The sequence below is a fragment of the Streptomyces sp. R44 genome (assembly GCF_041053105.1).
Classification (GTDB): domain Bacteria; phylum Actinomycetota; class Actinomycetes; order Streptomycetales; family Streptomycetaceae; genus Streptomyces.
Genome location: NZ_CP163444.1, coordinates 7191932 through 7214902 on the forward strand (window position 1 = coordinate 7191932; position 22971 = coordinate 7214902).

A 22971-nucleotide genomic window follows, 5' to 3' on the forward strand; every position below is an offset into this window, starting at 1 on the left:
CGGCACGTGTGTTCAACGGTGGTCGCGCGGCGGTTGAACGGTGCTCAGGACAAAGGGAGTCGTTCGGCTGCCTCACCGGACAGGCACGACATCGTCATCGGCCCGCCCGTCGTCGGACGCACCGGACCGTGTGAACTCGCCGTCCCCGGCATGACCTCCGACAACCTGCTGCTGCTGCGGATCGAGCGTCAGGGGTGATGCGGCACGAGCCGCGGTCGGTCCCCGAACGCCGTGTTTGCTGCCGCGGATTGCTCCGAGGCTCGCTCCGGTGATCGCCCAACCGGTCGGCAGACCGCTTCCGCGCCCGCATCCCCGCGACGGAGGCCACGGCCCTGCAGTCGTCCGATGGAAGGACACATGGGCTCCGCCCCGTCGCCTAGTGTGAGACCGCCGCGCTCCCGGCAAACCCCCGTGCCGGGGGCGCGGCATGCACCTCCGCCGGCCCTCGTCCAACTGACGCACGGCGATGGTTGAACACCCGTGCTGATCACCGGCACCGGGTTGAACGCCCGCACCATTCCTGGCGGCTGGGGCATAGTGGTCCGCGCCGCCAGGAACCGACGGAGTTCGGCGAGGCCGGATGTCAGGACGTCAGGAAGCCTGTACCGGATCGAGGGGACCGCGGGCAGATCCGCGGCCGGACCGCCTGATCGCGACAGTCGAGAACGACACCACTCAGCCGCGCGGCGCGCGCCGCCGTGCATGTCCGCGCGCCGCCCGGAGCGACGCAGCGCCAAGCCCAAGGGGAAGCAATGGCCTTCGAGCTGACCGGCTACCGGAACCTCGGCGACGCGTTCGCCGCGCGCGTCGCCCAACACCCCGACAAGACCGCGATCACCATCTACCGCGACTCCGCCGAGGCCGCGCACGAAAGCCTCAGCTACGCCGAACTCGCCCGCCGGGCCGGCCTGCGCGCCGCCGACCTGGCGCAGCAACTGGCTCCCGGCGAGCGCGTCCTCATCGCGCTGTCCACCGGCACCGAGTTCGTCGAGCTCTACCTCGCCTGCCTGCTGGCCGGTGTCACCGCCGTGCCCGCCCCGCCGGCGACCGGCTCCAGCAGCGCCGCCCAGCGCGTCGCCGCGATCGCCGCGGACTGCACTCCGGGACTGGTGTTCGCCGACGCCGGGGACCTCGACACGCTCGCCGAGCGCTTCCACGCGCAAGGCCTGGGTCGCGTCCCCGTCCGGGCCGCCGCCCCTGTGCCGGCCGGTGAGGTGCCCCCCGCCGCGCTCCGAGGCCGCCACGCCGACCATGACTCGCTCGCCGTCCTCCAGTACAGCTCCGGCTCCACCGGCACCCCGAAGGGCGTGATGCTCGCTCACGGGAACGTCCTGGCGAACCTCGCGGCCCAGTACTCCGTCGTGGGCCTGAACGGCGACGACTCGTTCGGCAGCTGGATGCCGCTGCACCACGACTTCGGTCTCTTCGTTCAGCTCAGCGGCGCACTCTTCTGCGGCGCGACATCGGTCCTGATGCCGCCGACGGTGTTCGCCCGCAGGCCCGTCGAGTGGTTCCGGATGATGAGCGAACTCCGGACCACCGCCACCTCCGCCCCCAACTTCGCGTACGGCATCGCGCTGCGCCTCATCAAGGACGAACACCTCGAAGGGCTCGACCTGTCAGCGCTGCGCTTCCTGATCAACGGTTCCGAGCCGATCCATGCCCCCACCATCGCCGCGTTCACCAAGCGATTCGCGCAGATCGGCCTGCGTCCCGAAGCCGTCGCGGCCGGCTACGGCATGGCCGAGGTCACCGTCTACGCCAGCGGCACCCCCATCACGCGCGAGCCGACCGTCCTGGTCGCCGACGCCCAGCGCCTCGCTGACGCGGACCACCCCGCGCTGGTTCGCGCCCGTGACGGCCGCGGCAAGGAGATCACCGGCGTCGGAAGCCCCGAGGCCTTTGACGCCCTGATCGTCGACCCCGCCACCCTGCGCCCCTTGTCCGCCGGCGAGGTCGGCGAGATCTGGCTGCGCGGCGACAGCGTCGGCCACGGCTACTGGGGCAAACCCGACCTCACCGCCCGTGTCTTCCAGGCCCGCCCCGCCGGCGCCGACGACGCCGAACCCGGCTGGCTGCGCACCGGCGACCTGGGTGCCCTGGTGGACGGCGAGCTGTTCATCACCGGTCGGCTCAAGGAGGTGATGATCGTCCACGGCCGCAACTTCTACCCGCACGACCTCGAACACGAGGCGCGCGCCGCCCACCCCGCGCTGGAGCGGTTCGTCGGCGCCGCCTTCGGCGTCCAGGCCCCCGACGAGCGGATCGTGATGGTGCACGAGGTCAGCCCGACCGTATCGGCCGAGGAACTGCGCGCCGCGGCGGCGGCCGTCATCCGCCGCCTCACCGTCGCCACCGGCGCGCCGGTCCGCAACGTCCTGCTGGTGCGGCGCGGCAGCGTCGACCGCACCACCAGTGGCAAGATCCAGCGCGCCGCGATGCGCGACCGCTTCCTGGCCGGCGAGATCACTGCCCTGCACACCGAACTCGAACCGGCGGTACGGCAGTTGATCGCAGGGCCCGAAACCCTGTGACGCCCACCCGCGCCGGCACCGCACGCGGGATCGTGAACCGGTCGGCGTGGACGCAGGCCGACTACGGGCTCACGGGCGCGGATCGGGTGCTGCGGAAGACACCGTTCTCGGCGGTCACTCGCTGCTGGTCACGCGACGGGTGGGCCGACTGCGCGGCGACCTCGGAGTGAACCTGCCGATGCCGACCCTGTCCGAGATGCCGACCCCGGCCGGGCCCGCCGCCTGGCCTGCCGATCAGACCGCAGGCCCGAAGAAGGCCAGGCCCGCGCTGCGACCGATGCGCATGCAGGAGGAGTCCCGGTGATACCGCTGTGGCGCGGCCGGCTTCGGTCTTGGGTTCGCTGAGGGCCGCAGGGACGCCGCGGCCTCATCGGGGGTCCAGCAGAGGCGTACGGCGGCGCGGGGTTCGGCGGGTACGGAGTGCTTGGCCGGGTTGTAGCGCAGCCGCCACGTCCGCATCGCGTGGTTCACGGCGCCTCGCGGCATGGCCACCGCGTGGTGAGCGGTGGTGCGCCCGCGGCCGGCGGCGAGCTGCGTGCTCACCCAGGCGTCGATGTGCTACCACCGCGTACGTCCACCGGCCATGCGTGGCGTCGGCCGCCGGCCGCGGACACCACGCATCCAACTGCTGCCCCTGCTCCCGTCCTTGCGCCCGCACCTGCGGTACAACCGACCGCGGTGGGGACGCTGCGACCTGGGACTCCTCCGCGTGGAGCAGGGCAGAGCGACCGGCCGGGACACACGCTGGGCGCACGCCGCGAGGGTGATCACGTGGCGCGTTCGGTGAGGAGGGCAGCTTGATCGCACGGAATCGGCCCCCACGCCCACCCCTTCACATGGACGGAAGGACGTCGCCAGGCGTGTGCTCAACTGCGGCCCCGCGGCGGTTGGACACCGCGGGGCAGGTGTCCGCGGTCGGCGACGCTTGATCGCCGCAGCGCTGCGATGCCATCGTGAGCCGCGGCGCAGCAGGGGCGAGCCCCGCACCACAGTCCGTCCTGGAAGCACAGCTGGAACGAGGTCACCGGCGAAGCGGCCACCCGGGACCGCTCCCGCGCCGCGCGGGGCGGGTGTGTCGCCCCCTACGAGAAGGGGCTCGTCATGCCATTCGTGAGCACCAACGGCATCCGGCTCTCCTACCAGCGGTCGGGGAGCGGTGTGCCCGTCCTGCTGATCATGGGGTCCTCGGCCTCGGGCCGGGTGTGGACCCTGCACCAGACACCGGCCCTGAATCGTGCCGGGTATGAGACGGTCGCCTTCGACAACCGGGGCGTTCCCCCGTCCGACGCGCCTGGGGGCGACTACGCGCTCGCCGACCTGGTGGCCGACACCAAGGGCCTCATCGAGCGGCTCGAGCTGGGACCCTGCCACCTTGTGGGAACCTCGTTGGGCTCCATGGTCGCCCAGGAGCTGGCGCTCGCCGCGCCCGAACTGGTCCGTTCGGCGGTGCTGATCGCCAGCAGGGCCCGGTCGGACACCTTCCGGCGGGCCCAGCTCGCCGCGGACAAGGCGCTGCGGGAGAGCGGGGTGCGGTTGCCCGCCGACTACGAGGCGGTCAAGACGGTCGCCGAGATGTTCTCGCCGGCGACGCTCAACGACGACGCCGCCGTCGGCCCGATGCTGGAACTCTTCGAGCTGGCCGGAGGCGGGAACACCGCCGCGGGGCAGGCGGCGGTCGTCGAGCGGCTCGGCGACCGCCGGGAGGCGCTGGGCGGCATCACCGTGCCGTGCCGGGCCATCGCGTTCGCCGACGACCTGATCTGCCCGCCCCACCTGGTCGCCGAGGTGGCCGACGCCATCCCCGGCTGCGACTTCGTGGAGATACCGGACTGCGGCCACCTGGGCTACCTGGAACGCCCGTCCGAGGTCAACGCGGCCGTCATCGAGTTCTTCGACAAGTACTGAGCACGCGGCGGCGCGCCATGCGCGGCTGCATGAGAAGCGAGGCGGATGTCCGTGTCGATGATGGGTGGCGGAGGCCCGGCCCTGGGCCCGGCAGGGCTGCGGCTGGACGATGAGTCGATCACCCGGCAACGGGTCAGACCGGGCATGGTGCGCCGGATCATCCCGTATACGAAGAAGTTCCGCTGGTCGCTGCTGCTGCTGGTGCTGACCACGGTCGTCAACGCGGGCGCCGCGGTCGCCACCCCGCTGATATTGAAAATGATCATCGACGACGGCATCGAGCCGGGGGACCGCTCGGTCGTGGTGGGGCTGTGCCTGGCGGTCGCCGGACTGGCGGTGGTCGACGGCGCGGCGGTGTACGTCCAGAGCTGGTGCTCGGGCCGGGTCGGCGAGGGCATCGTCTACGAGCTGCGCACCCAGGTCTTCGCCCATGTGCAGGAGCAGCCCCTGGCCTTCTTCACCCGGGCACAGACCGGTGCGCTGGTCAGCCGGCTCAACGCCGACGTCATCGGTGCCCGGCAAGCGGTCACCACCTTGCTGTCCCAGTCGGTCTCCACGCTCCTGACGCTGGTCCTCGTGCTCGGTGCGATGTTCTACCTGTCGTGGCAGATCACCGTCGCCGCGCTGGTGATGATTCCGCTCTTCCTCGTGCCGGTTCGGCTCATCGCCCGCCGCCTGCAACGGCTCACCCGGGAGACGATGCAGCTCGACGCCGAGATGAGCTCGATGATGAACGAGCGCTTCAACGTCTCCGGGGCGATGCTCGCCAAGCTCTACGGTCGCTCGACGGACGAGAAGGCGATGTTCGCGGGCAAGGCCGCCCGGGTGCGGGACGTCGCCGCGGTCGGCGTGGTGTGGGGACGGCTCCTGTTCATCATCGTCGGCGTCCTCGCCGCCATGACCACGGCTCTCGTCTACGGCCTCGGAGGCGTCCTCGCCATCGACGGGACGCTGGAGATCGGCACCCTGGTGGCCATGGTGACGCTGCTGCTTCGGCTGTACGGGCCGATCAACCAGCTGACGACCATGCAGTCGACCGCGATGATCGCCCTGGTCAGCTTCGACCGGGTGTTCGAGGTGCTGGATCTGAAGCCCATCGTCAGCCAAAGCCCCACGGCGCACGCGCTGCCCGCCGCCGATTCCGCGCCCGACATCGAGTTCGACCACGTCTCCTTCCGGTATCCCGTCGCGAACGAGGTCTCCCTCGCCTCCCTGGAGACCATCGCGCTGCGCAGGCCGGAACGCGCTGACAACGGCCTCACCCTGGACGGACTGACCTTCCGCGCTCCTGCCGGCAAGCTCACCGCCCTGGTCGGCCCGTCAGGAGCGGGCAAGACCACCCTCACCCACCTGGTGCCGCGCCTCTACGACCCCAACGAGGGCCGGGTGCGCATCGGCGGCCACGACATCCGCGACCTGACCCTCCAGTCGCTGCGGGACACCGTCGGCGTGGTCACCCAGGACGCGCACCTCTTCCACGACACACTGCGCGCCAACCTGCTCTACGCCCGGCCCGACGCCGACGAGAAGGACCTGACGGAGGCGTGCCGGGCGGCCCTGATCTGGGACACCGTCCAGGCGCTCCCCGACGGCCTCGACACCGTGGTCGGCGACCGGGGGTACCGGCTGTCCGGCGGGGAGAAGCAGCGCATCGCCCTCGCCCGGCTGCTGCTGAAGGCACCGGCCGTCGTCGTCCTCGACGAGGCCACCGCCCATCTCGACTCCGAGTCGGAGGCCGCCATCCAGCGAGCTCTGAAGACCGCGCTGGCCGGCCGTACGTCACTCGTGATAGCCCACCGCCTGTCCACCATCCGCGAGGCCGATCAGATCCTCGTGGTCGAGGCCGGCCGAATCCGTGAGCGCGGAACCCACGCGGAGCTGATCAGCCAGGGCGGGCTGTACGCCGACCTGTACCGCACCCAGTTCGCCGAGCAGGCGACCGAGGACACCGACGTCGCGGCCGGGGTGCCCCAGCCCGCTCTCGTGCCGCCCGTTCAAGTGCCGCACGGCCACAGTTGAACAGCCGACCCCCCGGAGCGCCCGGCCCGCCGGCCTCCGCCCCACCGCTCGCAGGAAGGACAGGCATGGCAGCGCGCGACATCGCCTACGTCGAGCTGTACGCCAAGGACAAGCAGCAGACCGCCCACTCCTTCGTCTCGCTGGGCTTCACCTGCGTGGCGGACTCGGTGGCGCCGGACCGCAGTTCCCTGCTGCTTCGGCAGGGCGCCGCCCACCTCGTCATCACTTCGGGTCCCGCGACCTGGAAGTTCCTGGACACGCACGGGGAGGGCGTCGCGGACATCGCCCTGCTCTGTGCCGATGTCACGGCGACGACGCAGCGGGCCGTACGGGCCGGCGCCGGCCTGACCGGTTCCACACGCGGCAACCCGATCCTGTCCGGGCCCGGTGGCCTCACCCACACCCTGCTGCCGGCCACGCGGACCGCGAACCTGTTGCCGGCGGGCCACCGCTGGGTCGAACTGCCCCAGGACCTCGGGCCGTCGACTGAAGAGAACTGGCGGCTGGACCGGGTGAGCATCGCGGTCGACGGGCCGGATCCGGAGGCCTACCTCCCCCTCTACGTGGACGCCCTGGGGTTCGTCCGGCAGCGGCCGGGAAACGCGTCCGGGGCTGCGCAGGAACCGTCAGCCGTCCTCCTGGACAACGCCGACGGCGGCACGACCCTCACCCTCTTCCGGCATCAACCGCGCCCTCTGACAGGGGAGTCCACCTCGCACGCGGGGGACGATGACAGGCCCGGCGTGCGGCAGCTGTCCTTCCTGGTCGATGACATCGCCGCCGCACGCCCTCCCCGCCTGAGCGGCGCCCTCTCCATCGAACTCCGCCAGCGGGGCGGGTCCGGCGGCGATGCCGTACAGGTCCTGGCCCCGCGGAAAGCGGGGAACCACCACCGGCTGACCGCCGGTTGATCCCGCCCGCCGCCTTTGACACCGGCCCGGACCGCCGGAGAAGGAAGTAGCTGTCATGCGCTCCGCAGTTGTGGTCGGCACCGGACTCATCGGAACATCCGTCGCGCTCGCGCTCAGCGCCCGGGGCGTGGCGGTGCACCTGCGGGACGCGGACCCCGAGGCGGCCGGCATCGCCGCCTCCCTGGGCGCAGGGACCGTGGAGGCCCCGGCCGCGGCTGTCGACCTGGCCGTGCTGGCGGTGCCTCCCGCCCTGGTCGGCAGCGTCCTGGCCGACGCCCAGGCGGCCGGGACCGCCCACCACTACACCGACGTGGCGAGCGTCAAGGCGGAGCCGCGGGAGGACGTCGTCGTGCTCGGCTGCGACACCGCCCGCTACATCGGCGGTCATCCCATGGCCGGCGGAGAGGTCAGCGGACCCACAGCCGCCCGCGCCGACCTGTTCGAAGGCTGCACCTGGGTGCTCACACCGACGCCGGACACCGGTACGGAGACGCTCAACACCGCCCTGGAGCTGGTGGCGACCTGCGGGGGCACCCCCGTCGTGATGGCGGCCGCCGAGCACGACCGCGCGGTCGGCCTCGTCTCCCACGCCCCGCACGTCGTGGCGGCGTTGGTCGCCCAACGCCTTGCGAAGGCGGGGGAACGGGCGGTGAGCCTCGCCGGGCCGGGCGTCCGGGACCTCACCCGGATCGCGGGCGGTGACCCGGACCTATGGGTCGACATCCTCTCGGCCAACGCGGGTGTCGTCGCCGACATCTTGGAAGAGCTGGGCTCCGACCTGGGGGACGCTGTGGCCGCCCTGCGCGCCATGGCGGCCACGGACGAGGCCAAACGCGAAGCCGGCCGACAGTGCGTCGACGCCCTGCTGCGCGAGGGCAGGTCGGGCCGTCGGCGCATCGCCGGCAAGCACGGCATCCGGCCCGCCCGCTACCGGACGCTCGGAGTGGTCGTGGGCGACCAACCCGGCCAGCTGGCCCGGCTGTTCGCCGACGCCGACCGATCCGGCGTCAATATCGAGGACATCCATCTGGAACACTCCACGGGTCGGCTCACCGGCGTCGTCCGGCTGAGCGTCGACCAGCGCGTCGCACCTGCCCTGGAGGACGCGCTCCACTCCCAGGGGTGGCGCATTCAGTGAGGGTCTCGGCCCATGGGCGTACGTCGACGGGATGAAACGACACCGGACCACGGGCAGTGGGATGATCCGATGTGGACGCGCCGGGCCAACAGCCGGTCCTGGCCTCGTACCGTCAGACCCCGTCGGTCGGGAACACCGCGGCAGGGCTGGACGGACCGGAAGGATTGATGTGGCGTGGCACCCCAGCGAAACCCAGCCCGTCGTACGACCGACAGACCGCCGGTCGGGCGGCCGTGATCCGCGGCGAGCGTGACCGGGGCCGACTGCTACGGCGCGCCCTCTCCCAGGGGCGGCCGCTGCATCGGCACTCCGCTCCGCAGTCCGCCGTCGCGCCGTGGGCGGCGGCATGGTGGAACCTGATGCACCCCGAGGCCGCGGGGCTGGTCGGGGTGGTGCGCCCGGGGGCCGTCTGCCTGGTCGTGGGTAGTGCCTGCGACATCTGCACGGGGGCGCTGTCGGTGCTCGTCGGCGCCGGCGGCCAGGTGCACTGTCTCGATTCGCCGGACCGGCCCGCCCGGGCTGCGACGTTGGCCTCGATGCTGGGCGGAGCCGACGTTGTCGTGCACCGGTCCACGGACGGGGTGGACGCCGTGTGCGCGCGGGCGGAACTGCCCAAGGTCGACTTCATCAAGGCCGACGTCCGGAAAGCCCAACCAGGTCTGTTGTTGGACGCCTTCGTCACGCTGCTGCGCGACCGGCCGGCCCTGCTGCTGCGCATCGGCCCCGGGGAACCGGTCCGCCGGGGCCGATGCGAGCCGGACATCGTCAGCAGCCTCACTCGTTCCCTGGCGTACGAGGTGTACCGCTGGCAGGGAGGGGACTGGCGGCCGGTCACGTCCGCCGTGCGGGACGAGGGAAAGTACCTGTTCAAAACCTGTGAGATTCGGACGGGCCCACCGTGAAATCTGGATCGTCGGTCCAAAAGACTGCCGGCGGCACGGAGCGCCACTGTCCAAGCGGAAAGGGCTCCTCAAGAATTGGTATGGATCCGTAAGGATTTCGCTGATCGAGGCTTGAGGGCTCGACAATGACATGCGGTACGCATGATCATTGCTGGTAACCAACCGGAAACATTGTGGAGCGGGGCGGGGGCGATGATCTCGGTGAAAGGTGCTGGTGATCCCGGGCGTCAGGCCCGGAGAGGGTAGTCGCCGGGTCGATTCTTGGCGCTTTGACCTGCATCATGAGTAGTTTCCTACTCAAGCGCAATGTGACCGGAACCCTTTGTTTCGTCTGATCCTCACGGCCGACCCAGTGCTTACTGCCGATGGTCGGGACGGCGTGGCCCGGCGGTGAGGTGAAATTCCCCTGCCCTGAGATCCTGCGAGTGTCAGGTCTTGGGCAGTCAACCAACGGGGTGAGTAGATTGCATCAGCCAGTCCCAGCCAGAGTCCTTCACGCTGTCGTCAACCCTCCATCGGCCACCGATGCCCACAGCACGGGCACCGGTGGCGATGGATCCGGAACATCGGAGTCCGGATCGCCGCCGCCCCAGGAGCGGCCAAGTCCCGAGTCTGTACCCATATCGACTCTATTGCCCGGTATTTCGCCCCGGTCCGAAGGGCCGGACACGGAACACGTCGCTCGCCTCGCCGAAATCGAAGACGCTCTTCCGCCCATTCTCGTCGACCGCCGCACCTTGCGGGTGATCGACGGAATGCATCGTCTGATGGCCGCCTTCCTTCGAGGCGACCAGATGATCAGTGTCGAATTTTTCGAGGGCAGCACCGAGGATGCGTTCCTGCATGCGGTGCAGGCGAACGTGACGCATGGTCTTCCCCTGTCGCAGGCCGACCGTCGGGCCGCCGCGGCCAAGATCGTCGCCTCGCACCCGCACCTGTCCGATCGGGCCATCGCACGTGCCGCTGGCCTGGGTGCCAAGATGGTGGCCGGCATCCGCCGCCAGGCCGGCGGGGTGGTGCAGCTGCACGCCAGGGTCGGCAGGGACGGCAAGGTCCGCCCGCTCAGCAGTGATGAAGGACGCAGACGGGCGGCGGAACTGATCGCCGAGCGACCGGACGCCTCCCTGCGGGAGATCGCGCGGCTGGCGGGGATCTCCCCGGCGACGGTCAGCGACGTCCGCAGGCGCCTGCGGGCCGGCGAGCCCCCGGTGGTCTCCGGCGAGCAGCCGGCGCAGGGGGGCAAGGCGACCGACGTACCCACGCGGGTGCGAAGGCTGCGCGGCGAGCGCAAGGAGGAACTGCTCGACGCCGATCCCATCGCCGTGCTGGAGAAGCTGCTGCGCGACCCCTCCCTGCGGCACAAGGAGGAGGGCAGGAACCTGCTGCGCCTGCTGCATCAGAACGCCATCGGGATGCGCCAGCACTTAGAACTCACCGCCGCGGTCCCACCGCACTGCGGCGCGCTGGTGGTGAACCTCGCCCGGCAGTACGCGGAGACGTGGCTGGAGTTCGCCCAGAACCTCGACGAGAAGGTGCAGTCGGCCCGCCGTCCCGCCGCGGGAGAGTGACGGGATCAGTGCGCTCCGCTGTCGGGGCCTACGGAGACGACTCTCGGAGGCTGGTGTGGTCGCCGGTCGTGTGGTGAGGTTTCGACGGTGCTCGAGGCTATGGGTTCATCGCCCCGGACAGCGGTGAGGAGGACGCCTTTCTGCACGTCAACGACCCCTCATTCCCGAGGCCTGCCTGAGGTCCGGCCTCGCCGTTGAATTCGATGTCGACGTCGGTGACAGGGGGCCGAAAGCGTCCTCGGTACGGCTGGCCGAGGGGGCCGAATTACCTGCTCCGGTGGCACGGAACTCGGCGGGAGAGAGCGTTATCGACGACGTCGTGCGCGAGGACGAGTTCACCGTGGAACTGACTGAACTCCTGCTCCGCACATCATCGCTGACGGCTGCTCAGATTGTCGAGATAAGGCGAGAGCTGACGGCGTTCGTCAAGAAGCAAGGCTGGGTCGAGGGCTGAGCTCAGTCGCCTGACATCGGCGGCTCGACCCGGCCCCGAACGGGAAGAAATTCGGCGCGTCGGTCCTACGGGAGGTTTTCTTACGGCACGGGGACACTCGCCCGGTCCCCACCACCGACGCCGCCACCCCCCACGTGGGGGCCGACCTCCCGAGACCGGAGCGGGACCCGGACGGAAGACCGTGGTCCAAGGCGGTGGCCGCGCTGCGCGTCGTTCAAGTGAGGGCCGGCCGCGGTTGAACGCCAGACGCGGCCGGGACGGCCGGATGTGCCCCCTGGACGCCGCCGGGCCCGGCTGCGGGCGGCGGAACTCATCGGTCCCGGCTCATCGCCGCGGTGCCACCGCACTGGCGCCCTCATCGCGCGACTCGCGCACCGGTGCGCCAGGAAATGGAGCGCTTTTGCCGCAGGAACTGGAGGAGTGAGTCGACGGGGCAGTGCGCGCCGAGCGCCGGCGGCCGGCCGGGATTTGCCGGCCGCCCACGCCGTTGATTAACGGCGCCACTCCCGAGATAGTGGTCGGGTATTCCTCTTGAGCGATCCCATTCTTCGGTCAATTGAGACCCGGAAGCGCGCCGTATCTTACTGTCGACCGTCGGTCCGATCCGCCGAGCATGAGGGACGAAGCCGCTCCGATTGATTTCACGGCACAGGAATGACCGCTGCTCGGGCGGGCCGCTCCTGGCCATTCTGCTTTCGAGAGGGTCCTCACCATGACAGTGCGCGACATCGCCTATGTCGAACTGCTCACCAGCGATGAACAGGACACCGTCGACTATTTCCAGGCGGCGATGGGTTTCCGTCAGGTGGCCAGGTCCACGGAGCCCGAACGAAGCTCGGTGTTCCTGCGGCAGGGAGACGTACGCATTGTCGTCTCCTCGGGCCCGGCGACCTGGAAGTTCCTGGACGCCCATGGCGACGGCGTCGCGGACATCGCCCTGCGCTGCGACGACCTCGTACGTACCCGGGACGCGGCAGCGGCGGCCGGGGCGAGGATCGTCACGTCGGGAACGGGAAGCCGCACGGTGGTCTCGGGATTCGGGGACGTCTGCCACACCCTGCTGCCCGCAGCCGAAAACGCCGGTTCGGTCCTGCCCGACGACCGTCCCTGGATATCCGAGCCCACCCCGGGCACACGGCAGTCCCGCCCCGACCCCATCCGTCTGCTCGACCACGTCGCCGTCTGCCTGGAGGGCGGCACCGTGGAGGAGTACGCCGACCTCTACCGGGACGCCTTCGGGTTCTCCCGCTACTCCTCGGAGTACGTGGACGTCGGAGGACAGGCCATGGACTCCATCGTCGTCCGCAGCGCGTCGGGCCGTGTCACCTTCACCCTCGTCGCACCGGACCCCCGCCTGGGGTCCGGACAGCTCGACGCCTACCTGGAACGCAACGCGGGCCCGGGCGTCCAGCACCTGGCGTTCCTCGTCGACGACATCGTGCCCACCGTGCACGCATTCCGTGGCCGGGGCGTGGAGTTCCTGAACACGCCTGCCAGTTACTACGACATGCTCCTCGAACGGCACGATGGGCTGCACTCGGAGATCGATGCTCTGCGGGCCGCCCACGTTCTCGCCGACCGGGACGAATGGGGCTATCTGCTCCAGCTGTTCAGCCGCTCGCCCTACGAGCGCAACACCCTCTTCTTCGAACTCATCCAGCGACGCGGCTCCCGCGGATTCGGCAGCTCCAACATCAGGGCCCTCTACGAGGCCGTGGAGCGCGACCGGCTGAACGCCGAATGACCGGCGCGGCTCCGGGACCGGTGGCCGAGGACGCTTTCACCCTGCACGACTTCGCCCCTCTCGCTCGCGCCCGGCAGGCCCCGGAGACCTGGGACCTCCTGGAGGGGGGCGCGGGCGACGAGTGGACGCGGCGCGCCAACACCGAGGCGTACGACCGCCTCCAGCTGCATCCCGGCGTCCTCACCGGCGCCGGTACTGACGGCACCGCGACCCGTGTTCTCCGCCGGACCTGGGCCGCGCCGACCGCGATCGCGCCCATGGCCCACCGCACGAAGACCGCCACCCGGGACCTCGTCGGCCGGGCCGAACGCGCCGGCTTCGAGGCCCTCGTGCTCACCGTGGACGCACCCAGGCCGGGGCGCCGGCTGCGGGACCTGCGCAACGGCTTGAGGCTCCCCGTCGGGATCGCGCCGGCGAACCTCACGGGTGACGGCTTCGGCTCGCCCGGCGATCACGCCCTCACCGACTTCGACGCGTCCCTGGACCGGTCGGTCGTCACCTGGCTGCGCTCCGTCAGCGTGCTGCCCGTCCTGGTCAAGGGCGTGCTCACCGCCGCCGACGCGCGGCATGCGGTGGAGGCGGGCGTCGACGGCATGGTGGTCTCCCACCACGGTGGGCGGCAGCTCGGCGGCGCTCCCGCGACGCTCACTGTGCTGCCCGAGGTCGTGGCCGCCGTCGACCGGACCTGCCCCGTGCTCGTCGACGGGGGAGTGCGGCGTGGCAGGGGCGTCCTCACGGCGCCGGCGGTGGGTGCGGACGCCACACTGGTGGGCCGTCCCGCCCTGCACGCCCTGGCGGCCGACCCGGAGCGCGGTGTGGCCCGAATGCGCGGAACGCACAGCGTGCCGATGCGCTTCACGGGGGCGGTGCCGCACAACCACGTCATGGGCAGGCACGGCGACTTCCGCCGGGTCACGGTCGACGTCCTCGCGCCCCTGGCCCACCGCGGCTGGAGCGCCTGCCGGCTGGGCACCGCGGCCGGGGCCCTTTCCCGCACCCTGCGGCTGCTGCGCGGCGCCGAGGAACTCCGCCGCCGCAACCTCAAGAGCGAGCTGCTGCTGACCCGGCTGTCCCGGGCCCGCCGGCGCATCGACACCGTGCGGGCGATGCGCCACGACCACCTGCGCCACCAGCCGCTCGGCCTGGAGCGCGCCCTGCGCGATCTGCGGTCTGCCCCGCTGAACCACGGCAACGACCGGCTGCATCTGGCCAACGGCTCGCGCAGCCTGCTGGACCAGGAGACCACCCTTGCCTGACACCGCCCCTCTCCCGTCGGCCGCCGCGCCCCCCACCCGGCGCCAGTCGGGCGTCCGATCCGCCGGTCCGCCCGGTCCGCCCGGTGCGCCCTGGGCCCGCCTGTGGACACCGGCTCCCGGCGTCGTCGTCGCCCTGGCACCCGTGGACGCCGTGCTGGCGACGCCCGCGGCCGTGTGGCGACTGCGCCCCGAGGAGTACCGTTCGGCCGCCGGCATGGCGGCCTGGCGGGCCCGCGAGCACCTGGCCGGCCGGGCACTGCTGCGGCTGCTGCTCGCCGAGGTCGCCGGCGAGGAGGACGCCCGCGCCCCGGTGGTCCCCGAGCCGGCCGGCCGGCCCCGGCTGCCCGGTTCCCCGGACACCGGGGTGAGCATCTCGCACAGCGGCCCCTATGCGGCCGCCGCCGTGGCCACCGGACTGGACGTCGGCGTCGACGCCCAGGTGCCCCGGCCTCCCTTGGCCGCCCTGCTGCGCCGCTGCTGCGCACCCGGGACGGCGGCGCACCTGGCGAACCTGCCGCCCGAGCGGGCCGCCCTCGCCTTCGCCCGGATCTGGAGCGTCCAGGAGGCGTGCGTGAAGGCGCGTGGCACCGGCCTGTCCGGCGCGCCCTGGCGGGTGCGCGTCGACCCGGGCAGCCAGGCCGGCACCTCGGGGGCGCTGCACTGGCGACGACCGCCCTGGCACGACGCGGCCGACGCCGAACCAGTCGCCCTGGCCTGCGCCTTCGGACCGCCCGAGGCACACCCCGCGCATCCGGCGGACGCCCCCCGCAGCGGCCGGGACTCGGCGTCCCGAACGTCCTGACCACCACGCCCGTCCTGCGGAGGAGCCGATGCGTACCGATGCCACCCGACCCCCCGGCCGGGGACCGAGCTGCTCCACGGAGAACCTCGCCGGCCACCTGGCCGCGCGGGCCCCCGCCCGCGCCCGTCTGACCGCCCGCTCGGTGCGGCTCGCGGTCACCCCGGCCACCGGCTCCTTCTCGCACCACGACCGAGCCCTGAACAACCTGCCCGGCGGGCGCAGGCTCGCGTACCGGGGCGCTCCCGACGCCCTCGTCCACCTCGGCCGCCTCGACAACCCCGTCCCGGCCACCCTCAACACCGCCCGCCCAGCCGTGTCCGGCCCGCCCCGCCCCACCCCCAAGGGCCCGCCCGCCACAGGCACCCACCGCACCCGCCTCCTGGAAGGAACCTGGTGACGTGACCGCGCCCACCACCCCCACCACGCTGCCCGACCGTGAGGAGTTCCGCTCCGCCATGGCGCAGCTCGCCACCGGCGTCGCGGTCATCACCACCGCCGGACCCGACGGCCCGGTCGGCTGCACCGCCAACGCGGTGCTCTCCCTGTCCACCGAACCGCCCTCGGTGCTCGTCTCGCTCGCCACCAGCGGCCGCACCGTACGGCACGCCCGCACATACGGAGGCTTCGCGGTCAACATCCTCAGCTGGCAGCAAAGGGATCTGATGCACCGTTTCGCCCGGCTGCCCGCAGCGGAACGTTTCGACGGGGTCCCCCACCGGGACGAGCAGGGCTGCCCGGTCCTGGCGGCGACCGCCGCAACCGTGGTGTGCCGCCTCGACCAGGCGCCCACCGTGCTCGATCACACCCTGCTGATCGGCCGGGTCCTGTGGACCGCGCAGGACCCCACCGCCCCGGCCCTGGTGCTCTACCAGCGCCAGCAGCACGCCGTAGGCGGCTGACCCGGCCACGCCACCCGTGATCTGGTCGCCATGGACCACCCCGACTGCCACGGCAGAGTCGCCGATCTCGCGGGCCGGCTCCAGCGAGCCCTCTCCATGTGCCGCGCGCCCGCCGCACTCGACGCTGCCTTCGCGCCCGTCATGCCGTCGGTGACGACCGCACGGCTGCGCCTCCTCCTCACCTCCGTGCACGCCCACTTCGCCGGACAGCACTGACCCGGGAGCCGCCGCCATGCCCATCGGGTGTTCGGGACCGCACCTGGGGGCCGGCGAGCAGCGCCCGCCGTGAAGGCTCTTGCGGTTCCACCCATTTCGAGGAACCGTCACGTCCTCCAGCACACTCTGAGGGTGGGAGAACCTTCGACAGAGGAAGCGCGCATGATCACGCTGACCAAGGAAGACGGCCCGGCAGACCTGGACGGAGTGACTCACCTGTCCATAGGCGTCTCCTGGGACCCCACCGCCGGCAGCTCCGGCGGTGTGCTGGGCAAGCTGAGGCGTAAGACCGGCACCGACCTCGACCTGATCGCCGTCGCGATGCAGGGCGGGGACCCCGTGCGCCTCGCGGGGCTCGACTCGCTCGACCCCATGGGCAACGGCTCGCTGATCCACAGCGGTGACAACCAGACCGGACACGGGGACGGCGACGACGAGACGGTCACCGTGGAGTTCGCGCGGATCCCGGCGAACATCACGTCGATCGTGTTCGTCGCCGCCGCGTACAAGAAGGGCAGCTCGTTCCAGAAGGCGCGCAACATCAGCTTCAAGGTGTACGACGCGACCGGGGGAAGCTCTCAGCAGGTCGCCGACGTCTGGCCCAGCCTGCTGACCCAGGACAACGGCTGCGCGGTGGCCAAGGCGCTGCGCGTCGGCGACGCGTGGAAGCTCGAAGTGATCAACGTGACGGGGAAGATCAAGCAGGGCGACGAGCACGCCCTGATGCGCTTCGCGGTCAGCAAGTAACGGGTACGGGGGTTGTGGTGAGCCAGGTGCTCTATGGCGAGCGTTCGTGGAATCCGCTGGCTCGGAGGGTCGAGCTGACCGAGGAGGAGTTGCGCAGGGGCGGCAGGATCACGTCCCTGACCGAGCTGAACCTGGGCGCCATGGCTGAGGCGTATCAGCGGGGGAACTGGCTCGGTGGCGGAGGGACCGAACGGCCACTGGCGCGGCTGGCGCAGGGGCCCGGTGTCGTGCCGGTGACCCGCGTCACCGGCACCAGTACGCCGGTGCGAGTGCGGCAGGCCGCTGACTTCGCCGAGCAGCTGGGGGAGCTGGCTGTGCGGCTGAGCGGCGGGCCGGAGGGTGTGGGCGCACTGGCCCGCAGGGCCTGGACCGAAGGCGTCCCGCTGTGGATCGCGCGGCGGTACGCCGAGGGCCCCGCGGGGCCGATCGCGGTTGCGGTGGACCGGCGCCTGGTCCGCGTGGACGTGTGGGGGCCCCAGGCTCCGGTCGTACGGCTGCGGGCACCACAGGGCTTCCAGCGCGATTCGAACGACCCGGCGAAGGGATTGCGCCTGACCGTCGGCGACGATCCCGCCAGCCTCAGGCTGACGAAGAAGCTGCGCAAGTCGAAGAGCTCCGTGGAGGTGGAACTTTCGGGCCGACGGTGGCTGCTGCGGAGGTCCACCACGATGAGTTCCTGGCTACTGCGCGACGAACAGCCCGTCGCCCTGCTGTCACGTCCACCCCGGCGGCAGACCGTCGAGCCGGGATCGGTCCTGCTCCCTCTTGCCCCCGTGCGACACGAGAGCCGGGACCCGCTGGACGCGGTCATGGCACACGTCTTCGCGGTCGCGTTCGGCCTCGGGGACACGACGGGCCTGGCGCGTTTCCGGTCGGCGCGGCGCCGGACGGATGGCGGTGATCCGGTCGTCACCGACACTGACTGGGACCGCTCCTGGTTCAGCAACCTGGGCAGTGGCAGCGACGACAACGAACCCGGCGGAGGAGACGGCTGGGGCTCGGACGGCGGCGATTCGGGCGACTCCGGTGGCGGCGATGGAGGGGGAGACGGCGGGGGCGACTAGGACTTGTCCGGCCGATCATGTACGGAGCCAGATGACGAGGGTTGCGGCAGTCGCGGTCCCTAGGAAGACGTAGCCGCGCTTGTCGTAGCGGGTGGCTACTGCTCTGGCGTGCTTGAGCCGGTTGATCGCCCGCTCGACGGTGTTGCGTTCCTTGTACCGCTCTTCGTCGAAGCCGGGTGGCCGTCCGCCGCGTGACCCTTTGCGCAGGCGGGCGGCCTGACTGTCGGTCTTCTCCGGAATCGTGTGCCGGATGCTCCGGCGCCGCAGATACTCGCGGCATGGGCCGTTGCTGTAGGCCTTGTCGGCGGCGAGGCTGTCAGGCTTCTTGCGTGGCCTGCCGGGCCAGATGCGCGGGACTCGGATCTTCTCCAGCACGGGCTTGAACTGGGTGCAGTCCGCGCTCAGGTGGAGTTTGGTGGTGAACCCGCCGCGCGAGCGGCCCAGGCCTTCACCTCCTGCACCGCCTCCACCAGGCGGGCGGCGAGGCTCTGCCATGGTGTTTCGCCCTGGTGTTCTGCCGCTGCGTCCCCCTTTGAGGCGGGAGTCGGCGGTGGTTCTGTGCGGGCGCCGACGGCGTGCTGATGTGCCCGCACGATGGTGGAATCGATCGAGATGTCCCAGTCGATCTCCCCGGCAGCGTCGGCCTCGGCCTGGACTTGCTGGAGCAGGCGTTCCCAGGTTCCGTCGGCCGACCACAGGCGATGGCGTTCATAGACGGTCTTCCACGGGCCGAACCGTTCGGGCAGGTCACGCCACTGAACGCCGGTCCGCACCCGGTGCAGAATCCCGTCGATCACCTGCCGGTGATCCCGCCACCTGCCACAACGCCTGTTGCTGACCGGCAGGAACGGCCGCAGCCGTTCCCACTCGGCATCCGTCAGATCTCCCCGCCCCATGTCCACATCAACGACACAACGGCGGAGTAGTCACATGATCGGCCGGACAAGTCCAAGCCTCCTCGACGGTCCTCACCGAGCCAGCAGCCGAAGCAGTACCGGCACAGCAGCTCCGGGAGTATGCGTCAGGGAGAAAGCAGAATCCCATGGATGCGATGTCGACAGGATTCTGTGCCGACTGGGCGGAATGACCTTCAGCTGTGCTGGTCGCAGTCCTTGGCCATCAATGCCTTTGCTTGGCCGCTGTCGACAGGGATGAGCTGGACCTGGTCGATCGAGTAGTCGAAGGTGTATCCGAGCGTGATCATATCACTCGAGATCGAAAGCGCGCCTGATCCCGGGTCGGTGCCCGTCTGATCAGAGCCGTTGACATCGTTCCAGAGCACGCTGGTCCGGCCGTCGTTGATTGTGCCGGTCGACACGACCTGGTACTGCCCTTTGTCGGTTCTACCGTCTTTGACGATCGCGCGGTGTTTGATGTCGTCGAGGGCCATCGTGGTCAGCTTGCACTGCAGGTCGCCAGCAGAGACGTCGATGTACGTGATCTCGTGACCGTCGATGGCTGCAATCTCCCCGCGGGCCCCATCGGTGATGGAGATGTAGGCACCGTCGAAGCTGGAGGCCTGGCTGCTGCTGGGGCCCTTCGAGGAAGCAGCGTCACTACTCGCGCCGCAGCCCGTGAGCATCAGTGCGCCCGGGGCCAGAGCCGCGATGGATGCGGCTATCCCGGCCCGCGTCACATATGTGGTCCTTGTGGAGTTCACAGTGTTCTCCCTTCGTTCGTTCTGTATGGTCGGCCGGCGTCAGCTCTGCGGTGGCTGGGGCGCCGGCAGCAGCACTGCCAGTACTGCTGGTTGCTATATCAGAGGTGCCACGCAAACAGCAGAATATCTGTCAGAGTCAGCCTTCATAGCCACCCTTGAGTGGTCGAAACTCAGTCGTCAGACGTCTTCGGGGAAGTTGTCGAGCCGCTGCGCCGTCAACGCCAGTGCGACCTCTGCCTGATTGAGCGCGTGCTCGCCGTCCCGGATTCGGTACTGCAAACACAGGACGGGCTGGGCATCCGCTTCCTGCAGCGTCAGGTCGCCGAGCTCACGCAGCTCCGCGTGCGCACCTTGCAGCTGCTCCTCATGATGCGCAGCCCGGACCCGGAGACGGGCGACCCGCTCCTTCCACCAGTTCACCCGCGCCTCGCGGTCGAGCGTGGTCTTCCCCTCCAGCCAGGCACGCAGCTCAGCCTGGTCGACGTCATTCGGCAGCCCGGTGGCGAGGGGCCCATCAGGTTCCGGCATGTCGATGGGGACTTGCGACAGCATCACTGCGGGAGTCGTCTCGAGCACGTAAGCGCAGAGATCGGGTGGTCGAGCATCAAGAGCACGTAGGCCAGCTCGTCGATGGTCAGCTCGCGCAGCTGGCGGTAGTGGGTGATGGCGTCGGACACGGCAAGGGACGTGGGAACCCTCGTCATCTGGCTCCGTACATGATCGGCCGGACAAGTCCTAGCCGGTCGCACCGCGTTCCCCGGCTGCGCTTTCGTCCCGTCCCGTCCCGTCCCGCCCCGAGACCGGACGCCGAGCGTGATCCTGTCAGCAGGAGAAGGGGCGTGGGAGTCCGCGGTGTTCAGCGGCGGACCCGCGGACGGGGTTCGGGTGCGCGTCGTCGGGCGGCCTGGTGTCGTTCAGGTGACCTACCCCTGCGAGGTGTTGACCGGGAAGCCGGGCGTGCAGGCGGCCGGCTTGTTCGTCTACCGGCGTGATGGGCGTACGCACCGAACTCGGCGTGGCCGGTTCGCGCGACAAGGGTGGCATGGACCTGCTGGCCGTCCGGCCGCTGCCCACGCAGGAGGCGGTCCTGGAGGCTCTCGGCCAGTTGGGCTTCGGTTTCAAGTCGGCCGACCTGGAGCTCGGTCGCATCGGCGGCACCGGGCAGCAGGGTCTGCGGCCTCGGCGCCCGTGGGTCCTGACGGCCGTGCCGCGGTGGCGGCAGGGGGTGCCGGCCGTCGTGGCATCCGGCGTGTGGGCTTGGTTCGGTGTCCCGGGGCCGGGTACACGGATCCTGGCGCGGCGGTCGATCGCGACCGCCCCTGATAGCTTCTACATTGATGTAGAAGAAGGAGGTGTCCGGGCAGGCGGTGTGTCCGCCACCCGCTTCGGACTCTCCCTGAACCGATGGAGTGGTCGATGGCCCTGTGGGACCGCATCAAGGAGTCCGCATCGACGATGCAGACCCAGTTGAACGCCAAGAAGAACGACCTGAAGTCCGGTGCCTTCCGCGACGCGAGCATGGCGATGTGCGCGCTCGTCGCCGCCGCCGACGGAACGATCGACCCGGCCGAGCGGCAGCGCGTGGCACAGCTGATCGCCACCAACGAGGTACTGCGGAACTTCGACGCGACCGATCTCCAGCGCCGCTTCGACGAGAACCTGAACAAGCTCACCGCCGATTTCGACTTCGGCAAGGTCAGCGTGCTCCAGGAGATCGCCAAGGCGAAGAAGAAGCCGGCCGAGGCACGTGCCGTCATCCAGATCGGCATCGTGATCGGTGGCGCCGACGGCGACTTCGACAAGACCGAGCAGGCTGTGGTGCGCGAGGCGTGCTTCACGCTCGACCTGCCGCCGCACGAGTTCGACCTGTAGTCAGGTCGGGAGGAGAACCGACATGGAGATATCCGGTGTGATCAGCGCCATCGTCATCGGCGTCGTCATCGGAACGCTGGGCCGGCTCGTGCTGCCCGGTCGCCAGCGGATCGGCGTGCTGTGGACCATCGCCGTCGGTGTCGTCGCCGCCTTCATCGGCACAGCGATCGCCGCTGCGCTCGGTGTCGCCGACACGAAGGGCGTGGACTGGATCGAATGGCTCATCCAGATCGCCCTGGCGGCCTTCGGCGTGGCGGCGCTGGAGCGCCTCAAGTCGCGTGGCTGATCGCGACCGACCGGTGCGGGGGAGCGGCCGCCACCGCCGCCCCCGTCCCGCGGACCCTCCTACATGGGCGTGGCCGCATGGAGGATGACCGCGAGAGTGATGGCTGCGTTCGCCGACGACAGGGCCGAGGCGGTGATGCCCGCTGCGGCCGTCCAGGCGGCCAGACTCACCTTGGTGAAGACGGGCGGCCAGATCCGCGCCGTCGGTGCCGGGCCCAGCAGCGCCGCCACCCGGCGCGGAACGGGCCCCGCCGGCGCGGCGAAGTGCGCGAGAGTGGCGACGGGCGAACCCTGGGAGACCAAGGCCGACTTGCCGATCGCCAGGGCCACGGTCCGCCGATCGCCCACCGTGTTCGCCGCTTCTTCGTCCGCCCACCGCTCGGCGGTGAACGTGACCGCCGTGCGCAGTGGCCGTAGGACGGGGTTGGCACGCGCGGCGAGCTGTACGGCGAGAAGGAACCGGTGATGGCGCCCCGCGAGGTGGGCTCGTTCATGGGCGAAGAGCGCGCGTCGCTCCGGGGCGGTGAGTCCCGCCAGCATGCCGGTGGTGACGACCACGCGGTCGCGGCGGCCAGGCAGCGCGTACGCGTACGGCGCCGGGTCCGGCAGCACGGCCACCGGCCTCGTCGGCAGGCCGGCCAGGGCGCGCTCGGCCCGCCTGCGCACGGCCAGATGGCGCCACGCCGTCCTCGCGCACGAGACCAGTACGGCGACCAGCGCCGGAATCGCGGCCTTGCCGGCGACCTCGTCGTACGGGACGGCCGCGCGTACCTCCGGGTCGGACCAGCCGTCGGGCAGGGGATTGCCGGGTAGCTGGGCCGTGCCCACCACCATGAGCAGCCCCAGGCACAACGTGCTGCACACGGCGAAGACTCCGGCGACGCCGCTCAGGAGCCATGTGGCGGTTCTGGGGTGCAGATGCCTCTCGGCCAGCCGGGCGATCGGCCATGCGGTCAGGGGCAGTACCAGCGGAAGGAAGACGAAGACTCCCACGC

General features: G+C 70.8%; 25 protein-coding genes and 2 pseudogenes. 20 read left to right on the plus strand and 7 right to left on the minus strand.

Going from position 1 to position 22971, the window contains the following annotated elements:
• Positions 1-752: 752 nt before the first annotated feature.
• Both AB5J54_RS33505 and AB5J54_RS33510 read left to right on the plus strand, forming a co-directional pair.
• On the plus strand, positions 753-2534 hold the full coding sequence (locus tag AB5J54_RS33505; RefSeq protein ID WP_369147669.1) for a fatty acyl-AMP ligase: 1782 nt from the start codon (positions 753-755) through the stop codon (positions 2532-2534).
• Positions 2535-2580: 46 nt separating this feature from the next.
• The gene (locus tag AB5J54_RS33510; RefSeq protein ID WP_369147670.1) at positions 2581-2838 is read left to right on the plus strand and encodes a phosphopantetheine-binding protein; all 258 of its coding nucleotides are present in this window, start codon (positions 2581-2583) and stop codon (positions 2836-2838) included.
• On the opposite strand, the gene AB5J54_RS33515 is transcribed toward AB5J54_RS33510, so the two are convergent.
• Complete coding sequence (locus AB5J54_RS33515; protein ID WP_369149632.1) at positions 2769-3077, minus strand: hypothetical protein; 309 nt, start codon at positions 3075-3077, stop codon at positions 2769-2771. The genes AB5J54_RS33510 and AB5J54_RS33515 overlap by 70 nt on opposite strands.
• 558 nt (positions 3078-3635) lie before the next feature.
• Between AB5J54_RS33515 and AB5J54_RS33520 the strand changes: the two genes are divergently transcribed.
• The 5 genes from AB5J54_RS33520 to AB5J54_RS33540 all read left to right on the plus strand — a co-directional run bounded on the left by AB5J54_RS33520 (position 3636) and on the right by AB5J54_RS33540 (position 9409).
• Entirely contained in the window at positions 3636-4439 is an 804-nt protein-coding gene (locus tag AB5J54_RS33520) for an alpha/beta fold hydrolase (protein ID WP_369147671.1), read from the plus strand.
• A gap of 45 nt (positions 4440-4484) precedes the next feature.
• A complete protein-coding gene (locus AB5J54_RS33525) occupies positions 4485-6458 on the plus strand; it encodes an ABC transporter ATP-binding protein (RefSeq protein ID WP_369147672.1) in 1974 nt (657 codons plus the stop codon).
• A 65-nt stretch (positions 6459-6523) separates the two neighbouring features.
• Positions 6524-7369 (plus strand): 4-hydroxyphenylpyruvate dioxygenase, encoded by an 846-nt coding sequence (locus tag AB5J54_RS33530; protein WP_369147673.1) that lies wholly within the window; start codon positions 6524-6526, stop codon positions 7367-7369.
• Positions 7370-7424: 55 nt separating this feature from the next.
• Entirely contained in the window at positions 7425-8507 is a 1083-nt protein-coding gene (locus AB5J54_RS33535; RefSeq protein ID WP_369147674.1) for a prephenate dehydrogenase, read from the plus strand.
• Between the two features lie 359 nt (positions 8508-8866).
• Positions 8867-9409, plus strand: coding sequence for a hypothetical protein (locus AB5J54_RS33540; RefSeq protein WP_369147675.1), 543 nt, complete (start codon positions 8867-8869; stop codon positions 9407-9409).
• Positions 9410-10038: 629 nt separating this feature from the next.
• Here the strand turns inward: AB5J54_RS33540 and AB5J54_RS33545 are convergent.
• A complete protein-coding gene (locus AB5J54_RS33545; RefSeq protein ID WP_369147676.1) occupies positions 10039-10254 on the minus strand; it encodes a hypothetical protein in 216 nt (71 codons plus the stop codon).
• A gap of 15 nt (positions 10255-10269) precedes the next feature.
• On the opposite strand from AB5J54_RS33545, the gene AB5J54_RS33550 reads away from it, so the two are divergent.
• The 10 genes from AB5J54_RS33550 (at position 10270) to AB5J54_RS33595 (ending at position 18159) form a co-directional block, all read left to right on the plus strand.
• On the plus strand, positions 10270-10977 hold the full coding sequence (locus AB5J54_RS33550; protein WP_369147677.1) for a helix-turn-helix domain-containing protein: 708 nt from the start codon (positions 10270-10272) through the stop codon (positions 10975-10977).
• 319 nt (positions 10978-11296) lie between these two features.
• Positions 11297-11431, plus strand: a complete 135-nt coding sequence (locus AB5J54_RS33555) for a hypothetical protein (protein WP_369147678.1) — start codon at positions 11297-11299, stop codon at positions 11429-11431.
• 712 nt (positions 11432-12143) lie between these two features.
• Entirely contained in the window at positions 12144-13175 is a 1032-nt protein-coding gene (gene hppD, locus AB5J54_RS33560; RefSeq protein WP_369147679.1) for a 4-hydroxyphenylpyruvate dioxygenase, read from the plus strand.
• 20 nt (positions 13176-13195) lie between these two features.
• A complete protein-coding gene (locus AB5J54_RS33565; RefSeq protein WP_369147680.1) occupies positions 13196-14431 on the plus strand; it encodes an alpha-hydroxy acid oxidase in 1236 nt (411 codons plus the stop codon).
• Positions 14424-15233: a 4'-phosphopantetheinyl transferase superfamily protein gene (locus AB5J54_RS33570; protein ID WP_369147681.1), complete on the plus strand. Its 810-nt coding sequence runs from the start codon at positions 14424-14426 to the stop codon at positions 15231-15233. Before AB5J54_RS33565 ends, AB5J54_RS33570 begins: the two co-directional genes overlap by 8 nt.
• 28 nt (positions 15234-15261) lie before the next feature.
• Positions 15262-15630, plus strand: coding sequence for a hypothetical protein (locus AB5J54_RS33575; RefSeq protein ID WP_369147682.1), 369 nt, complete (start codon positions 15262-15264; stop codon positions 15628-15630).
• 1 nt (position 15631) lies between these two features.
• Entirely contained in the window at positions 15632-16132 is a 501-nt protein-coding gene (locus tag AB5J54_RS33580) for a flavin reductase family protein (protein ID WP_369147683.1), read from the plus strand.
• 30 nt (positions 16133-16162) lie between these two features.
• On the plus strand, positions 16163-16348 hold the full coding sequence (locus AB5J54_RS33585) for a hypothetical protein (RefSeq protein ID WP_369147684.1): 186 nt from the start codon (positions 16163-16165) through the stop codon (positions 16346-16348).
• 162 nt (positions 16349-16510) lie between these two features.
• Positions 16511-17095, plus strand: coding sequence for a TerD family protein (locus AB5J54_RS33590; protein ID WP_369147685.1), 585 nt, complete (start codon positions 16511-16513; stop codon positions 17093-17095).
• A 17-nt stretch (positions 17096-17112) separates the two neighbouring features.
• Positions 17113-18159: a hypothetical protein gene (locus tag AB5J54_RS33595; RefSeq protein WP_369147686.1), complete on the plus strand. Its 1047-nt coding sequence runs from the start codon at positions 17113-17115 to the stop codon at positions 18157-18159.
• Positions 18160-18174: 15 nt separating this feature from the next.
• Here AB5J54_RS33595 and AB5J54_RS33600 read toward each other — a convergent pair.
• The 4 genes and pseudogenes from AB5J54_RS33600 to AB5J54_RS33615 form a co-directional block, all read right to left on the minus strand.
• A pseudogene (locus AB5J54_RS33600) lies at positions 18175-19055 on the minus strand (IS5 family transposase).
• Positions 19056-19249: 194 nt separating this feature from the next.
• Positions 19250-19795, minus strand: a complete 546-nt coding sequence (locus AB5J54_RS33605; RefSeq protein WP_369147687.1) for a hypothetical protein — start codon at positions 19793-19795, stop codon at positions 19250-19252.
• A gap of 201 nt (positions 19796-19996) precedes the next feature.
• Positions 19997-20371 (minus strand): hypothetical protein, encoded by a 375-nt coding sequence (locus AB5J54_RS33610; RefSeq protein WP_369147689.1) that lies wholly within the window; start codon positions 20369-20371, stop codon positions 19997-19999.
• The gene (locus tag AB5J54_RS33615) at positions 20371-20523 is read right to left on the minus strand and encodes a hypothetical protein (protein WP_369147690.1); all 153 of its coding nucleotides are present in this window, start codon (positions 20521-20523) and stop codon (positions 20371-20373) included. Before AB5J54_RS33615 ends, AB5J54_RS33610 begins: the two co-directional genes overlap by 1 nt.
• Positions 20524-20807: 284 nt before the next feature.
• Between AB5J54_RS33615 and AB5J54_RS33620 the strand changes: the two are divergent.
• From AB5J54_RS33620 to AB5J54_RS33630, 3 genes and pseudogenes are all read left to right on the plus strand, one after another.
• A pseudogene (locus AB5J54_RS33620) lies at positions 20808-20987 on the plus strand (sporulation protein); the annotation flags it as partial.
• 248 nt (positions 20988-21235) lie between these two features.
• Positions 21236-21691, plus strand: coding sequence for a tellurite resistance TerB family protein (locus tag AB5J54_RS33625; protein ID WP_369147691.1), 456 nt, complete (start codon positions 21236-21238; stop codon positions 21689-21691).
• Positions 21692-21713: 22 nt separating this feature from the next.
• Entirely contained in the window at positions 21714-21977 is a 264-nt protein-coding gene (locus AB5J54_RS33630) for a GlsB/YeaQ/YmgE family stress response membrane protein (RefSeq protein WP_369147693.1), read from the plus strand.
• A gap of 59 nt (positions 21978-22036) precedes the next feature.
• On the opposite strand, the gene AB5J54_RS33635 is transcribed toward AB5J54_RS33630, so the two are convergent.
• A complete protein-coding gene (locus AB5J54_RS33635) occupies positions 22037-22969 on the minus strand; it encodes a M56 family metallopeptidase (RefSeq protein ID WP_369147694.1) in 933 nt (310 codons plus the stop codon).
• Positions 22970-22971 lie beyond the last annotated feature (2 nt).

Coding starts and splice junctions, on each gene's coding strand:
- AB5J54_RS33540 (WP_369147675.1), top strand. CDS start 8,867: ATGCACCCCGAGGCCGCGGGGCTGGTCGGGGTGGTGCGCCCGGGGGCC.
- AB5J54_RS33575 (WP_369147682.1), top strand. CDS start 15,262: ATGCGTACCGATGCCACCCGACCCCCCGGCCGGGGACCGAGCTGCTCC.
- hppD (WP_369147679.1), top strand. CDS start 12,144: ATGACAGTGCGCGACATCGCCTATGTCGAACTGCTCACCAGCGATGAA.
- AB5J54_RS33545 (WP_369147676.1), bottom strand. CDS start 10,254: ATGCAGGAACGCATCCTCGGTGCTGCCCTCGAAAAATTCGACACTGAT.
- AB5J54_RS33530 (WP_369147673.1), top strand. CDS start 6,524: ATGGCAGCGCGCGACATCGCCTACGTCGAGCTGTACGCCAAGGACAAG.
- AB5J54_RS33520 (WP_369147671.1), top strand. CDS start 3,636: ATGCCATTCGTGAGCACCAACGGCATCCGGCTCTCCTACCAGCGGTCG.
- AB5J54_RS33630 (WP_369147693.1), top strand. CDS start 21,714: ATGGAGATATCCGGTGTGATCAGCGCCATCGTCATCGGCGTCGTCATC.
- AB5J54_RS33585 (WP_369147684.1), top strand. CDS start 16,163: ATGGACCACCCCGACTGCCACGGCAGAGTCGCCGATCTCGCGGGCCGG.
- AB5J54_RS33615 (WP_369147690.1), bottom strand. CDS start 20,523: ATGACGAGGGTTCCCACGTCCCTTGCCGTGTCCGACGCCATCACCCAC.
- AB5J54_RS33525 (WP_369147672.1), top strand. CDS start 4,485: ATGTCCGTGTCGATGATGGGTGGCGGAGGCCCGGCCCTGGGCCCGGCA.
- AB5J54_RS33505 (WP_369147669.1), top strand. CDS start 753: ATGGCCTTCGAGCTGACCGGCTACCGGAACCTCGGCGACGCGTTCGCC.
- AB5J54_RS33625 (WP_369147691.1), top strand. CDS start 21,236: ATGGCCCTGTGGGACCGCATCAAGGAGTCCGCATCGACGATGCAGACC.
- AB5J54_RS33610 (WP_369147689.1), bottom strand. CDS start 20,371: ATGCTGTCGCAAGTCCCCATCGACATGCCGGAACCTGATGGGCCCCTC.
- AB5J54_RS33590 (WP_369147685.1), top strand. CDS start 16,511: ATGATCACGCTGACCAAGGAAGACGGCCCGGCAGACCTGGACGGAGTG.
- AB5J54_RS33535 (WP_369147674.1), top strand. CDS start 7,425: ATGCGCTCCGCAGTTGTGGTCGGCACCGGACTCATCGGAACATCCGTC.